Annotated in this window: 15 protein-coding genes; 3 read left to right on the forward strand and 12 right to left on the reverse strand. The window is 49.0% G+C overall.

The features are described from left to right. Positions 1-7 precede the first annotated feature (7 nt). Both QWY30_RS07755 and QWY30_RS07760 read right to left on the reverse strand, forming a co-directional pair. A complete protein-coding gene (locus tag QWY30_RS07755; RefSeq protein ID WP_290239845.1) occupies positions 8-853 on the reverse strand; it encodes an HAD family hydrolase in 846 nt (281 codons plus the stop codon). A gap of 56 nt (positions 854-909) precedes the next feature. Beyond that, a complete protein-coding gene (locus QWY30_RS07760; RefSeq protein ID WP_290239847.1) occupies positions 910-2016 on the reverse strand; it encodes a TGL-type protein-glutamine gamma-glutamyltransferase in 1107 nt (368 codons plus the stop codon). Between the two features lie 127 nt (positions 2017-2143). On the opposite strand from QWY30_RS07760, the gene QWY30_RS07765 reads away from it, so the two are divergent. Next, positions 2144-2995, forward strand: coding sequence for a class I SAM-dependent methyltransferase (locus tag QWY30_RS07765; RefSeq protein ID WP_290239850.1), 852 nt, complete (start codon positions 2144-2146; stop codon positions 2993-2995). Continuing rightward, positions 2992-3864, forward strand: coding sequence for an SDR family oxidoreductase (locus tag QWY30_RS07770; RefSeq protein WP_290239852.1), 873 nt, complete (start codon positions 2992-2994; stop codon positions 3862-3864). The genes QWY30_RS07765 and QWY30_RS07770 overlap by 4 nt, the downstream gene beginning before the upstream one ends. Here the strand turns inward: QWY30_RS07770 and greB are convergent. The 7 genes from greB to QWY30_RS07805 form a co-directional block, all read right to left on the reverse strand. Then, positions 3852-4403, reverse strand: coding sequence for a transcription elongation factor GreB (gene greB / locus QWY30_RS07775; RefSeq protein ID WP_290239855.1), 552 nt, complete (start codon positions 4401-4403; stop codon positions 3852-3854). The two genes, QWY30_RS07770 and greB, sit on opposite strands and share 13 nt — an antisense overlap. A gap of 6 nt (positions 4404-4409) precedes the next feature. Beyond that, positions 4410-5261 (reverse strand): PHP domain-containing protein, encoded by an 852-nt coding sequence (locus tag QWY30_RS07780; RefSeq protein WP_290239857.1) that lies wholly within the window; start codon positions 5259-5261, stop codon positions 4410-4412. A gap of 34 nt (positions 5262-5295) precedes the next feature. Next, the gene (locus QWY30_RS07785) at positions 5296-6234 is read right to left on the reverse strand and encodes an alpha/beta fold hydrolase (RefSeq protein ID WP_353958799.1); all 939 of its coding nucleotides are present in this window, start codon (positions 6232-6234) and stop codon (positions 5296-5298) included. A gap of 88 nt (positions 6235-6322) precedes the next feature. Beyond that, on the reverse strand, positions 6323-7285 hold the full coding sequence (locus QWY30_RS07790; protein ID WP_290239859.1) for a tripartite tricarboxylate transporter substrate binding protein: 963 nt from the start codon (positions 7283-7285) through the stop codon (positions 6323-6325). Between the two features lie 122 nt (positions 7286-7407). After that, a complete protein-coding gene (locus QWY30_RS07795) occupies positions 7408-9960 on the reverse strand; it encodes a DNA internalization-related competence protein ComEC/Rec2 (protein ID WP_290239861.1) in 2553 nt (850 codons plus the stop codon). 105 nt (positions 9961-10065) lie between these two features. Continuing rightward, positions 10066-11424, reverse strand: coding sequence for a sensor histidine kinase (locus tag QWY30_RS07800; protein ID WP_290239864.1), 1359 nt, complete (start codon positions 11422-11424; stop codon positions 10066-10068). A gap of 2 nt (positions 11425-11426) precedes the next feature. After that, positions 11427-12152, reverse strand: a complete 726-nt coding sequence (locus QWY30_RS07805) for a response regulator (RefSeq protein ID WP_290240096.1) — start codon at positions 12150-12152, stop codon at positions 11427-11429. 199 nt (positions 12153-12351) lie between these two features. On the opposite strand from QWY30_RS07805, the gene QWY30_RS07810 reads away from it, so the two are divergent. Continuing rightward, on the forward strand, positions 12352-12807 hold the full coding sequence (locus QWY30_RS07810; RefSeq protein ID WP_290239866.1) for a hypothetical protein: 456 nt from the start codon (positions 12352-12354) through the stop codon (positions 12805-12807). 8 nt (positions 12808-12815) lie between these two features. Here the strand turns inward: QWY30_RS07810 and QWY30_RS07815 are convergent, their stop codons facing one another. The 3 genes from QWY30_RS07815 to QWY30_RS07825 are packed head-to-tail and all read right to left on the reverse strand — an operon-like array spanning position 12816 to position 15553. Then, on the reverse strand, positions 12816-13619 hold the full coding sequence (locus tag QWY30_RS07815; RefSeq protein ID WP_290239868.1) for a TatD family hydrolase: 804 nt from the start codon (positions 13617-13619) through the stop codon (positions 12816-12818). Then, positions 13609-14328 carry an ABC transporter ATP-binding protein gene (locus tag QWY30_RS07820; RefSeq protein ID WP_290239870.1) on the reverse strand — a complete coding sequence of 240 codons (720 nt, stop codon included), beginning with the start codon at positions 14326-14328 and terminating at the stop codon, positions 13609-13611. Before QWY30_RS07820 ends, QWY30_RS07815 begins: the two co-directional genes overlap by 11 nt. Next, positions 14321-15553, reverse strand: a complete 1233-nt coding sequence (locus QWY30_RS07825) for a lipoprotein-releasing ABC transporter permease subunit (protein ID WP_290240098.1) — start codon at positions 15551-15553, stop codon at positions 14321-14323. The genes QWY30_RS07820 and QWY30_RS07825 overlap by 8 nt, the downstream gene beginning before the upstream one ends. Positions 15554-15615: the final 62 nt, after the last annotated feature.

Here is a 15615-nt window from a genome sequence, read left to right on the forward strand (position 1 = left end):
GAACGACTCATCCACGATAGACACGAGATTTCAAGGCAATTCTTCCGGCCAGGCTCGTCAGCGCCTCTTCAAGCCATTGATAGAGCTCTGCGTCGTCGTCGTAACGTGCCTGATTCAAGTTCGAGACACGTCCATCCTCGATAAACCCCCATGCGCGACTACGCTTGTCACGATGTTTGGGATCCCACACCCCAAACGCAAAGCCGCCGGAGCTTCGAATAAGAGAAAAGCAAGGAATATCTGTATAGCCATCACCAACAAAAACCATTTGATCGAACGGAACTCTTAGACGATCTTCCGGTATTTTGCGGTTCACCTCAAAAGGCTTTCCGATGAAACTGGGACCGACAATCCCTTTTTGGATGTGAAAAAGGTATCGTGTTTTATCCGTAAAACTGACCACACGGCGAGGAAAACTGATGCCGCCGTCGTCATCATAGATAAACTCAGAAGCCCAGATAGCCGTGAATTCGCTAGCAATTCTTGTGTGTCGAACTACATCCCCTATTCCACTGGAGATGAGATAAAACTCGAGCTGGACTTGGGGATGGACTTGTTTGACTTGTTCCTTCAATCGGCGAAACAAAGTCTCAACGCCGGTATGAAGCGGTAACGACTGTCCCCACTGCCTCAGTCTCTCTTGCGTGATTTTTCCGAAATTTCCTTGCTTGGAAAGAGCGATCATTTCGTGCAAGTATGCTGGAACAGGATCCCAGTCTTTAGCCAACAACGGATCAACCCTACCCGACCAAAATTGTTGGGTATCCACTCCAATGCTCTCCAGAAAGCCTGAAGTGCTGTCTGGAGCCAGTGTGTCGTCAAAATCAAAAATCAACGCAATTACATCAGACATCGTCTCTATCCGGCGGTTCTGAACGTTGTCATTGTAGCGACTTCCAGAAACTCACCCTATTGTGCAGATTCGCCCAAAGCTAAATCTGAACTTCCTGGGCAGACCCATCGCACCACATCACGGGAAGCGTCAATACAACCACCCTCGGCATAAACACCCCTGACATCTCGATAACGCATCATGCGCTCGACAATTCTCTGACTTTCCAGAGGCGAGTTTTTGGTTTGAAGCACCTTTTCGCGAACGATGTCTTCGTTCATTCTGAGTTCGCCTGAATCATCAAAGAAAACACCATCTCGCCAATGGTAAATTTCTAGACATTTATCAGACAGAGTAAACGGCTTGGCACGCTCCCAAAGATTACAAAACTCGCCGCCTCCATGGTAGACCACCCAAGAGCCCTCAAAACCCTCTACATCGGCTGAGTGGCTGTCTGGATTACGAAACCACAAGCGACAACCGGGAACATAAAAAGTCATTGGCATCGGACGATCCAAACCACCTACTTCATAAATAAAAGCGTCATTAAAGTCATCCGCCAGCAACGCTCGCTTTTGCCATTGATTGGTAAGTGATTGATACATGCTAGGGTTGTGGCCCTTAAGCTCTTGGGCAATTGCCAGCAACATAATGTATTCAGCCGCACGACCGCATGAAAAGGTGTAGAGCTGCTGCCCAGATACTTCAGGCTGAGTCGTTTTAATCAATGCTTCAACCATATCAACGCCAGGACGAAGTAAAAAACCACTGTTTTCGTCATAGGTCCAACACTCTTGGGGACGTTCATAGCCATCCGGGTTGAACGCGAGCTCAGTGCGGCGAGCCGCATCCACTGCGAAATGACGCACCCGAACAGCGGCTTTCAACTCATCAACAGATGGGAAACAGTAAGCGATCGGTGCTCGAGATAGACATAGGACGATCTCAAGATCGAGCTCTTCAGAGGATGTGAGTGTATTAAGACCAAGCTGTCTATTTAACCCGAGCGTGTTGTAGCCGGGTGTCAGGTATTTCAACGCATCAGTCGCGGTGACCCTGACCACTGATTGACCTGAATATGAAGCGATGGAAATATTGAGGTAAGCTTGTGCTCCAAGAGCTTGTCTCCATTCAGTGATTTCAGAAGCTGCGTGTTTCGCTTGATGCTCTTGTTGAAACAGCAAGCAGATCCCCTCAAGCTCCTCTATCTTATGTTTTGAATAATCAGTCATTGCGATAAAGAGTCCCTAAATTAACCTTTATTCGACATGAGTATGTCTGTTTACATACTTTATGTCATACCGCTTAGCTATGTCGACCCCCGAAATTCGCCCAGAACAATCTGTTGAATTACTCAAAGCGCTTCATATTCTGACGCGTGATGGAAAGCTCAACCAGGACAGCCGACGAAAGCTCAAGCAGGTTTACCACTTGTTTCAGTTTATTGAGCCGCTCCTCAAGCAAGTACAGTCGACGCACGAGGACTTCTGCGTCGTGGATCACGGTGCGGGTAAATCCTACCTAGGATTTATACTCGTTGACCTTTACCTGAGACACCATGCACCTCGCGCAAAGATGATTGGCATTGAAACCAGATCTGAACTTGTCGAACAAACTGAGAGACTTGCCCGGGATCTTGGTTTCAATCAAATGCTCTTTTTGAACGAGTCAGTATCCCAGTCAATCAACTCGCCCTCTCTGCCTAAAAAAGTTGACCTCGTCACGGCGCTTCACGCTTGCAACACGGCAACGGATGACGCGATTCGTTTTGGGCTGTCCAAGGAAGCCGAGTTTATGGTTCTCGTTCCTTGCTGCCAGGCCGAAGTCGCCAGTGTCTTGCGCAAACACAAAGCGCAGCAACTAAAAGACCCATTGGCTGAAATTTGGCGACATCCTCTCCATACCCGCGAGTTTGGAAGTCAAGTCACGAACACCTTACGCTGTTTGCAACTTGAAGCGCATGGCTATCAGGTGACGGTGACTGAGCTTGTGGGCTGGGAACACTCCATGAAAAATGAACTGTTGATCGCGCAACGTAAAGGTCCACCCAAGCCACATACGATCGCTCGTCTTCAGTCGCTCCTGGAGAGACTCGGCCTAGAAGAACTCAAAGAACGATTTTTTGTGCCTGAATTAACCGCTGCGAATGAAGTAGGTAGATGAACATGCGCTCAACACCGATACGTCTGTTAATCGCAGGTTGCGGCGATCTTGGCATGAGGGTCGCTCTCAAAGTCCTACAAGATCCCGATCACCGTGTATGGGGACTGAAACGATCCATTCAAAACAGCACAGAAATACCAGCTGGATTTCAGTGGCTTGCCGCTGATCTATCCAAACCGGAGACATTAACAAAATTGCCAGAAGGCCTGACACATATATTGTTTTGTGCCGCTCCAAACATTCGCACTGAACAAGACTACCGGGCTGTTTATTTGAATGGGCTGCAAAACGTTGTTTTAGCTGCTCAGCACTCAGACATGAAACGTATCATTTTCGTTTCTTCAACGGCTGTGTACGGTGAACATCTTCACGAGTGGATCGATGAGCGAACGCCGGTTCAGCCTAAAAACTTCAACGGTCGTATTCTCGTCGAGGCGGAAAAATGGCTCGAACATTTCGGCAAGGAACGCCAGCTTGAAACGCTGAGTCTCAGACTCTCGGGAATTTATGGACCTGGGAGAGCATTTTTGCTGGATAAGCTCAGGCAGGGGCAAGCTTCTGCTCCGACATATCCTGTCCATTGGGTCAACCGTATCCATGTCGATGATGCGGCAACGGCCATCACTCACCTGATGACATTCAATCAGCCAGAAAATACCTACATCGTCACAGACAGTCACCCACTGCCCATGCGTACTTTGTATGAATCACTCGCCAAACTTGTGGGCGGTCCTGTTCCACCAGAAGGTCCCGCACCAGACTTTGTAGGAAGTAAGCGTTTGAGCAATGCGAAATTGCTGTCAACCGGAGTCAAACTCCGCTGGCCAGACTGTCGCGACGGATACGCGCAAATTATTCAATCCGGATAAATAATTTCAAGAATATCGAGTTCCTCTATTCCACCGGGGGTTTTCAGCGTCACAGTGTCGCCCAACTTCGCTTTGGTCAGCGCTCGGGCTACAGGAGAAATCCAGCTGATCTTTCCCTGCAATGGCTCCGCCTCATCGACTCCTACGATCGTGACACGGTATTCTTGTCCCTGCTGGTTGGCATACAAAACCGTCGCTCCAAAAAAAATCTGATCGCGATTCGTTTGCAGCGCTGGATCGACGACCTCTGCAATTTCCAGACGTTTGGTCAAAAAACGCATGCGTCGGTCGATTTCGCGCAAACGTTTTTTCCCATATAGATAATCACCATTTTCAGAACGGTCACCATTCGAAGCGGCCCAGGAAACAATTTGAACCATGGCAGGCCGCTCTTCGTTCATGAGGTGCGCAAGCTCTTTGCGAAGAGCCTCATAACCACCTGGCGTCAGATAATTTTTGGTCCCTGAGGGTAAAGCCTGCGTTTCTGGAAGATCATCATCCTCCGCACTATCTTGCTCTTTGACGAATGCTTTGTTCATCTTAAATCACACCAAATCAAGCCAAACTGGCTTTAAATCCGCAGGTAAAGGTGGCAGACTGCCAAGACCCACGCGACTTTCGTCCGGGCTATGGAAATCTGAACCACATGAGGCTTGAAAACCATAATGACGGGCGATCTGAGCGTACTCTTTGAACTGAGGCACACTGTGACTTCCTGTAATGACCTCAATGGCGCAGCCACCCAGATCCTTGAATGTGTCAAACAGCGCGCCGAACTGAGTCGCCGTATATTTGTACCGACCAGGATGCGCAATCACAGCGACACCTCCCGCGCCACGAATCCATGTGACCGCAGCTTCGAGGCTGGCCCACTGCATCGGCTCATGTGCAGGGCCATCGTCTTTGAGCAAACGATCAAAGACGGCCTGCACTTCAGAAAAATACCCCGCTTGCACGAGAAAACGGGCAAAGTGGGTACGGCTGATCAGCTCGGGATTTCCGGCAAAAGGTAATGCACCCTCGAATGCCCCGGGCATTCCGAGAGCGGCTAATTTATCCCCGATACGTTTTGCACGATCCGCACGTCCTGCCCTCGTTCTTCGCAAACCTTCAATCAGCGATGCATCGTCAGGATTAATCCCTAAACCGACAATATGCACAGTCTGATTGGCCCACGTGACAGAAATCTCAACGCCAGTCAGATATGCAAGACCGATCTCTCGTGCAGTCGAGATCGCCAGCTGTTGACCGGCAAGTTCATCATGATCCGTCAAAGACCAAAGTGATACACCAGAATCCTTTGCGCGCCGGGCAAGCTCGTCTGGCGTGAATACCCCGTCAGAAATCACTGAGTGACAATGCAAGTCGGCACAAAAACTACTAGTAGAGGTGTTCATTGTGTGAGCTCCCTGATTAATCGTAAGGGGGCTATTAACCCAAAGATATTAAAAACTCATGAATCAAAGCAATCTGGTCAGGGCTCATAAGTGTGGGCGCATGACCAACCCCTGAAACTTCTATAAACCGAGCATGAGGATGAATTTGGCGCATTTTTTCGCATGTTTGGACTGAGAGTAAATCTGAATACTCACCACGGATAATTTGTATGGGCACAGCGATCGAACCGTACGCACCCCAAAACAAACTTTCACCCTGAGATGCCAACTCGGGAGTTATTTGCTTGAACGCGGCTCCGATCGACAGGTCGTAATGTTTAACCCATTTTCCGTTATTTTCGATGTAAACATGACGTGTCAATTCTTCCCATTGTTCAGGACGATGGGGGCCAAATGATGCACATGTTTCTCGAATGTAGGCAACAGCGTCTTTGAAACTTGAAAACTGAACAGACTCGCCAACATAGTGGCCGATACGCTCAAGAGAAACAGGCTCAAGGTGCGGACCCACATCATTCAAAACAATTGAATCTAGGCGCAAATGGGTATCAGGAACCGCAGTGTGTTGTTGGGTAGGGGTTCGTGAAGCCGCCTTCAATCTTGATTGAGCCAGCGCACCTGCATAGACCATGCCGATTAAACCGCCCATCGAAGTACCCACCCAATGCAAGCGTCCGGGTTCTAATCGCGCGATGAGCGTGACCATATCCGAGACATACTGGGGAACCGCGTAATAGGATGGATGGGCCAGCCAGTCCGAAAGTCCACGACCGACTACATCCGGACAAACGACTCTGTAGCGCGTACCCAACGATCTGGCAAGCAAGTCAAAATCTCTGCCTGTACGTGTGAGTCCGTGCACACACAACACCACATCAGGATTCTGAGGATCTCCCCACTCGTGATAAGCCATGCGGTGTAAGCCTGCAGGGCTACTGCAGGTCACTGCATGCAAACGTGGCGAAAACATCATCTGACCCCCAGGACGGTTTCGAAAACATCTCGAACGATATGATTATTGTAGTACCGACCTGGGATTTATTTCCGCACTGCAGCAATACTTATTTTTTAAGCATTCCAGCGTTTCGAGCATCTTCCATGACCAGGGGCTCCTTTTCTTTCATGAAAGAAGGGATTTTCTCCAAAGGGATGTCAACCAACACAAAACCACCTTCCTCCAACCGTTTTTTAGTCGCTGGATCGGCATTGAGCTTGGCCATGAAATCAGACATTTTCTTTTGAGTCTCTATCGGAGTGCTCTTAGGCATCGCAATCCCGCGATAAGCACCATCCACCCAATTTAAACCAAGCTCTTTAAAAGTAGGCACATCTGGTAATGCAGGATGACGCTGTTCGGTTGCAATGGCCAGTGTCCGCACGCGATTTTTTTGTTGAATGGCCAAGGGTAGATAACCCATCGCTCCATCGACATGCATCCCGATCAACGAGGCAATCAAATCACCCGTACCTTTAAATGGAACATAATTGACTTTGACATCCGCCAACTTGTTCAAACGCTCTGTGGCCATGTGATTGGCAGAGTACTGAGCTGAACCTGCAAGCGTCATTTTTCCTGGATTTTTTTTCGCTGCGGCCACAAACTCCTGATAAGTCTTGTAAGGACTATCTGCGGAAACCATCAAGGCATCAGGCGTGAAATGATAGTAGTACACAGAATTAATATCATCGGTCTTGTATTGAGTCCCCTCTTGTAAGGGCTGCAACATGATGTGAGGAATATTCACGCCGATGATATTCGTTCCGTCATTGGGATAGTTATTTAATTGACTCCACACAAGTGCGCCACCTGCTCCCGCACGATTGATCACGACCATCGGCTGTTTATATTGCTTTGATGAAATATCCGATTGCAAACGCGCCACGACATCAGATTCACCACCAGCGGGAAAGGGAATGATGTACTGAATAGGTTTATCTGAAATCACTTGCGCGGCTGCGGGCGAGCCGTTTATCAGTGCAATTGACAGCATACCCAGAAGCGAGGCAATTTTTCTTACTTGCATATTCAAGTCTCCATTGATCTTTTATTCACAGCCAAACTTCTCACATTATCGGCATTTAACTTAGACCGTGATGGATTTACTTTACCCCGAGATACTGTCAAATGGCTGACAATTAATAAAATTCATGGGGGATTTTCAAGGGAAAACTCCCTTTCATGCCAATACTTCTTGTGACTGACTGCCTCTGAATACAAGCGTAGTTCCTTGTCGTCAGACTCCGCAATCACAGCGCCATGTTGATCGGTTCGCCAAAATTGCACGTGACTAGCCCGCCATCGTCGCTCAATTTCACCCGCAGGATGAGAAAAACGATTGAAATAACCAGTTTGTGCAATCGCATGTTGCGCCCGAATCAGCGAGATAAAATTTTGTGAGGAGGATGTCAGTGATCCATGATGGGCCACAACGACGACATCCGCTCGCAAGTCTTCACTCGCAGTGCGCTGAAGGATTTCGTTCTCTTGTTTAATACTGATATCGCCAGGCAATAAAACCGAGTGATATCGACCTTTCACATGCAGCACGCAACTTTGAGCATTAGATCGGACCTTTTTTTCTTTATATCCGCTGGCCTGATCTGCGCTGTCTTTGGCAACTGCTTCTTTCTCAGGATGCAGCATACTGAACGTCACATCATCCCATATCCATTTTTGTCCGACCACGCAATTCAACATCTTTAGAGGCATAGGGCCAGAGTGATTCTGTTTGAGTTTGATCCGCTGAAGTTTGATCCATTGTTCAAGATTGAAACTCGAATATGAAATCGATACTGGAGTCTCCTTGAGTAGTCCGGGAAGGCCTCCTGCATGATCGATGTCTGAATGCGATACGACAAGAGCGTCAATATGCTTGACTCCCAGTGCGCGCAGCAATGGATTCACGACTCGTTGGCCTGCATCACTCACACCCATCCTCGGTCCGACATCAAAAATAAGCATATGTCTGCTTGTTTGAACAAGTACACCTCCTCCCTGACCGACATCCATCGCAATCATCCTCCATGATCCAGGCGCTGGACGTTGAGGTTGCCATGTCAGGGCGGGCAACAATAACGACCATCCCACCCACCTCAGTGGAACCCCTGGAGGTTGAAGTGCCCAAGCGATTCCGGCGAGCGATATCACCAGGCACCAGATTGGCATTGCTGAAACTGAAAGACTAGACCAAGGTGCGTAGGCAAGCCATCCCACTGGCATCATGCTCCAGTCCAATGCGAAATGTGCACCCCAGGCGATACCCTGCGCGACAACATCTAACCACGGCATCAGGGCAACCACTCCCATTAACAAAGCAAGTGGGGTCACAATAAATGTAACGACTGGTATTGCGATCGCGTTTGCAAGCGGGGAGCTAATCGATACTTGCTGGAAGAGATACGCCAGTGCTGTCAGCATGGAAAGTGTGATCAACCACTGCAAACGTGCCGACTCTTTAAACATGCGCCAACACCGTTGATGCCATGAGTAGGTTTCATTAGTTAGATTTTGTGTCTGTGACCCTAGGTAAAACAGGACAGCTACTGCTCCAAAAGACAACCAGAATCCTGTTGAAACCCCAGACCACGGATCAATCATTGTGACGATTGCAGCGGCTATGCAGAGCACACTCGATGCTCGTATTGGAAGACGAGATAACAAAGCAAGTCCAGAAACTAAAAGCATGAAAAAAGTTCTTCTGGCTGGAACGCCCCATCCTGCAAGCAAGCAATACATCCAAGCCACCAAAAGTGCCGTGAGCGCTGCCATGATTTTCGCAGGAACTTTTTCAGCCAGTGATCTTCCGCCCCATCGCAATCTTTTCCAAGCCCAGAGCATTGAAAATCCACCAAATGCTGCCAGCATCGTGACATGAGAACCGCTGATGGAAACGAGGTGGGTAATGCCCGTTTTGTTAAAAACCTCCCAGTGCTCGGGTGAAACACTGTCCTGATCTCCGATAGCCAGTGCGATGAGTACAGCACCGTAGGTCATGTCAACAACATGCTTTCTCATTGCAGATCGTAAATATTGTCGGCCCCTGGAAACGATGACTTGCATCGAAGCGAATGGTTCATCTCTCACCAAGACTGGAACACCACGCACGCGTCCGATCGCACGTATATTGCGACTCAACAAATGAGCCTCGTAGTCAAAACCATGTGGATTCAATGCACTTCGGGGTTTTCGAAAAATCAAAGCAGCACGCCAAATCTGACCCGGAATAATTTCAGGCAAACCACGGTCATCATTTGATTTACGCCAAACCACTTGAATGTGCCTTGGAATTCCTGGACGCTCAGAATGTGTTTGATCTTCATCCAGGACTTGAGCTTCGAATCGAAAACTATCACCTTGATCTTGAACTAAACCGGTGATGAGGAATGAAAGCTTGGTGACCACGTTTTCATGCGCGGCATCGAGTCTATCCTGGAGGCGCCACTCCGCCCGCTTGGTAGACCATGCGCAAGAAACAGTCATAATCAAGATCAAAAGAAGAATGTTGCGTAGAGTGCGCAACATGCTGGTCGTGAATGATTGATCTGACCGCTCAGCCCAGAGGAGTACTCTGGAAATAAGAATCAGACATCCGCAAATCCCACCCATTGCAAGCAAAAGCTCAAAGAATGAGGGCAAAGCAGCTAGGTTTTGTATATAAACGGATCCCGCTACGATTGAAAGTGCGAGCAATCTGCCCATCCGATCTCCTGCGAAACACCCAATAGTGCAACGCAAGCTTCAGACTTGTATCGTATCTTGAATGCTTTTGGCATCAAGTAAAAATACTAGATTAACAAAACTGGGTTAACCATTGACTGGAAAATCAAGATGACATTCAAGTCCAGTCTTGGCTCCATTTTTCAAAATCAAAGTTCCACCATGCTGCTCGACAATACTGCGGGCGATCGTTAAACCCAAACCCGTACCGCCATGGTCTCGATTTCGTGAAGACTCAAGCCTGTAAAACGGATCGAATAGCTTCTCCAATTCTTCGGGAGGGACTCCCGATCCTTCATCGCTGATGACGATATGCAGAGACTTTGGTAACTGAATCAGTTGAACGTGCGCGATTGCTCCGTATTTGATCGCGTTATCCAAAAGATTGGAAAAACATCTTTTTATGGCTTGCGGCCGACAATAAAAAGGCGTGTGAATGCGTCCGATAATCTTTACAGTGTGACCGCATTCAAGCGCATCGGACTGTAAACTTTCAAATAGCGCATTGATATCCAGAGGTTGCACGGGTTCACTCGTTTCAAGGCCACGCATAAAATCCAGGGTGCCGCTCACCATTGACTCAAGCTCTGTCAAATCTCGTTTGAATTTTTCTTTACTGACCTCGTCATCCAGCAACTCGGCTCTCAGGCGCATACGAGTAATCGGCGTTTTGAGATCGTGCGACATCGCAGCAAGAATACGCGTGCGGTCATGCAAATATCTCGATAAACGTGCTTGCATACCATTCAGGGCCCGAGCGGCTTGTTGAACTTCAACAGGCCCTGTTTCAGGCAATGGCGGCCGATCGAGATTTTTCCCCAACTCAGTGGCTGCCTGAGAAAAGTTTTTGAGTGGTTTTGTCACCCACCGTACACCGATCACTGCAAGTAACAATACACCTATAAGTAGAACAAGCGCGCTTAATAGTGCCCGATATGGCCAAGTCCAGGTGTCTGGCTGAAGTTGTGAATCGAAAATTGCCCAATTACCGTCATCTAGTTTGATTTGAGCGACCACGGATGTATTCAAACGGCCATGATAGCGAGGGATGGTCGTTGTTTGCTGAGAGGGCTCCAAGACGACAAGTTTGATGTCTCTCTCGCGACCCAACATACGCTGAAGAATGGAGGTAAACATCACAGACTGAGGCGATTCGTTCGTTTCGCGAAGCACACGCGCGACCGGCAAGCGTGGTCTCTCCGACATGATTGAAATCCGCATTGAAGGTGAACTCAATAACTTCACGAGTCGTTCACGCTCTGAAATACTCACGGTATCAAACAAAATGACCGTATCGGCGATACGCCTCACGGACTGAACGCCACTGGCTCTGGATAAAAACTCACCACGATCCTGAAGCACGATTGCAAGACTGGCCACTTGGGCAACAATCAAACCCAATAAAAATACGATGACTAATCGACTAAAAAGGGAACGGGGAATCATCCTCATTCATTTTCCAATATGACTTCAGCGGCTAGCACATATCCCTCGCCTCGCGCTGTTTTAATGATTGATGGCTCTTTGGGATTGTCATTCAAACGCCTTCTGAGACGACTGACTTGCAAATCAATACTTCGATCAAAAGGACCGGCATCGCGGGACTGAGTCATGTCAATCAACTGATCACGGTTTAAAACCCGATTGGGGTGGTCCAAAAAAATTCTCAGTAGTTTGTAATCCGTACCACTCAAAGCAACATTGACCCCCTCGGGTGAAATAAGATTTCTGGTTGCAACATGGAGTGACCATCCAGAAAATCTGAATACTCTCACTTGTTCCGGTTTCAAATTTGAAGGCAAAGCGCGACTTCGTCTCAAAATGCTTTTAATGCGGGCGACCAGCTCTCTTGGGCTAAAGGGTTTAGACAAATAATCATCCGCTCCCATCTCTAAACCAACGATGCGATCGACTTCTTCACTTCTTGCTGTCAACATGATGATGGGAATGTCTGAATGCGCCCTCACCTCACGGCATAAAGACAACCCATCCTCTCCTGGCATCATTAAATCTAAGACAATCAGGTCAGGCTCAGCGCGTGAAATAGCCGATCGCATAGAGCGACCATCTGCAGCGGCAGTAACACGATAGCCTTGCTTTTGTAAATATTCGCTCAGAAGATCTCTGATGTCGCGATCGTCGTCAACGATGAGAATGTGGTCCATAGTGCTCATCATGCCTTCATGACTCCCTCGTGAAAACCACGCTAGATCACTAAATTGTATTGAAATGTATCAAACTACAGTATCAATGAGTAATGATACAAAAATGATGAGCCGTGACATAAAAAATACCATTCAAACTGCTCAAATGTGATCTATCCGTTGCACCAAAAGGTTGTGACGGCGACTTGACCTCAATAGGAAATAGATCATGAAAAGCACACGCAACATTGCAACTACATTATTAGCCACTTTGGGTGTTTCTCTGGTTTTTGCCGGCGCCCAGGCGCAATCGACCTCATCGCAAAATAGCGACGCTGTGCAGTCATCGGCCGCGAACCCTGCAACAACACCCGCTCCGGTCACACCTTCCACCAATCAGAATCGTGACATGAGTCAAGGTATGCAGCATGGTCAAGGACCAGGAATGGGTCAAGGCAAACATCATGGGATGAAAGGACAGCGTTCAGAAATGAGCAAACTCATGACCCCGGAAGAGCGCACTCAAATGCGTGCCAAGATGCAAGCTGCGAAAACCCCAGAGGAGCGGCAAGCGATCCGAAAGAGCATGCGGGCCGAAATGCAGAAGCGTGCGAAAGAAAAAGGGATGACTCTGCCTGATCGTCAAGAAAGCCGTCCTCACCAGCATGGTAGCCATTCAGGCTAAGTCTTTGATCATGCTGCGAGTGTTGCCAAGCGCGGCAATACTCGCAGTGCGGTTTGAGCCGTTGCTTCAAGTACTTCATATTCAGTTTGAGACCGAAGCTCGGCGAGGACTCGGGCGATTTCTGCAACTTGATCAGGTTCATTTCGACGGTGACCGTGCAACCAAGCGGGTGCAATATCTGGAGAGTCCGTCTCAATCACAAGTGCGTTCAGGCTGAGTTCTGTGGCCAAGCGTCGGATTTGAAGCGCACGTGGAAACGTCATCGCTCCACCTATTCCCAACGCAAAACCTCGCTCGATAAACTGCGTGGCTTGTTGCATGCTGCCATTGAAAGCATGCGCAATGCCTCCCCGTACCTTGCTGCGCCTCAAGTATTTGAGCAATACATCCTGGGACCGTCTGACATGTAAAAGGACGGGCAAATCAAACTCACACGCCATGGCAAGCTGAGCTTCGTAAAACTGCTCCTGTTTGATTCGGGCCGAGCCTTGTGAAATGTCCGGGATAAAAAAATCCAAGCCAATTTCACCCACAGCGACTAATTTGGGGTCATCTCGATATCGCACAAGCAAATCATACAGACCATCCAAGTCTTGTTGAGTCGCGTGCTGAACATACATGGGATGAATACCAAGCGCATAAAACCCTTGCGGAAACGAATGAGCCAATGCTCGAACGCGCTCAAAATTCCCAGCATCTACCGCAGGTATGACGATCGCACGAACATCTAGATTGACAGCTCGGTTAATGACAGCTTCACGATCTGAGTCAAACTCCGAAGCATCAAGATGACAGTGTGTATCAAGGCGCATGGACCAGTCGCCCGGCATCCATAAACAGTCGTCGGTCTGCCAGTGCAGCGAGCTCGGGATCATGCGTCACGATCAAAAATGCAGTGCGAGACTCTTCATTAACCTGTTTAAGGAGTTTGAACATCTGATGGGCCGTATGTCTATCCAGGTTACCGGTTGGCTCATCGGCGAGTACGCAGGCGGGTTGCGTCACAAGGGCTCGGGCAAGTGCGACGCGTTGCCGCTCTCCACCAGACAGTTGACCCGGATAGTGTGTGGTTCTGGCAGACAAGCCCACTAAATCTAAAAACTTTGCTGCCGCCGCGCGCGAGTCTCCGCGACTGTCTCGACGCACAATCAGGGGCATCGCAACGTTATCCAGCGCGGTGAACTCAGGCAATAAATGATGAAACTGATACACAAAGCCTAGTTCCCGGTTACGCAAACGGCTTCGGGCTGACTCAGACAAGCCCTCGGATGGTTGGCCTGCCACACAAACCGTACCGGATGTTGGCAAATCCAATAGCCCCAGTGCATGCAACAACGTACTCTTTCCGGATCCGGAAGCACCAATGACAGCAACCAACTCTCCCCGTCTGATGTCAAGGCTCACTTCGCGCAAGACATCAATACGCGTATTTCCATCGTCATAGAATTTGGACAGATTCTTTGCCTGAAGAGCAAAAACAGAGGGCTCGGCTGATTTATGCGCGAAAGACTGATCAGTCATGACGTAACACCTCAGCTGGCTGGAGGCGAGAAGCCCTCCAGCTCGGGTAAAGCGTGGCGACAAGCGACATAACCAGCGAAGTCAATCCAATCGTCGTAATGTCGGACAATCGAGGATCTGAAGGTAAGGCGCTAATGAAATATATTTCACGGGGTAAAAACTGAGCGCCAATCATTCTCTCGATTGCAGGAACTAAAACATCCACATTAAAGGCGATTGAAACCCCTCCAATCACGCCCAAAAGCGTTCCGATCACACCGATGAGAGCGCCCTGCACCAGGAATATTCGTGCGATTTCACCTGGAGTCGCGCCAAAACTTCGAAGGATGGCAATATCAGACTGTTTATCTTTGACGGCCATCACCAAAGAGGACAAAAGGTTAAACGCCGCAACGGCGACAATCAAAGCCAGAATCAGAAACATCATTCGCTTTTCTGTCTGGACTGCCGCGAACCAGGTTCTGTTGTTACGTGACCAATCAGCCACAGCAACATTGCCGGGTAATAAGGGGATCAAAGACTGGGCAATTTCGGGCGCACGGTGCATATCATCCACTCTGAGCCTGACACCTGCCATGCCGCTGTCGCGAAACATTTTGGCAGCGTCCGTCGCATCGATAAACGCCAGAGATGAGTCGTATTCGTAGTGTCCGGAACGAAATGTCCCGACAAGAGTGAACTGACGCATTCTGGGTGTAAAACCTGCGGGACTGATGCTGGCCGCAGGAGCAAGCATCATGACTGTCTGGCCGATCCTGACCTGAAGTAAATCGGCCAACTCCTGCCCCAAAATAATGCCAAAAGAACCGGGTTTGAGGTCAGAGAGCTTTCCCCGAACCATTTGGCGCCCAGCTTCGGAAACCTCTTTTTCAGTCTCTGGATCAATCCCTCTGACTTGAACGCCGCGTAAATCTTGCCCACGCATCAACATGGCTTGTGCGGCGACAAACGGGGCGGCTCCCGTGACATGCGGGGACTGACGTGCCTGCTTTGCCAAATCAGCCCACTGTTCCAAGACTTGGGTAGGCTCACCACCAGGCACATAGATTTCGACATGAGGCAGAACAGAAAGCATGCGATCACGCACATCTTTCTGGAAGCCATTCATCACGGAGAGAACCACAATCAAGGCTGCTACACCCAGCGCAATCCCGGCCATCGAAGTCGCAGCGACAAACGACACAAAGCCATCGCGTCGTCCTCCACGGGCACGGGCGCGACTCAAGCCCGCATAGCGGGCACCAATCCAAAGTTCGTAAGGTAATTTAAACACCTATGCATTATCGC

Origin of the sequence: Zwartia panacis (genome assembly GCF_030410395.1) — a bacterium.
Lineage (GTDB): Bacteria > Pseudomonadota > Gammaproteobacteria > Burkholderiales > Burkholderiaceae_B > Zwartia > Zwartia panacis.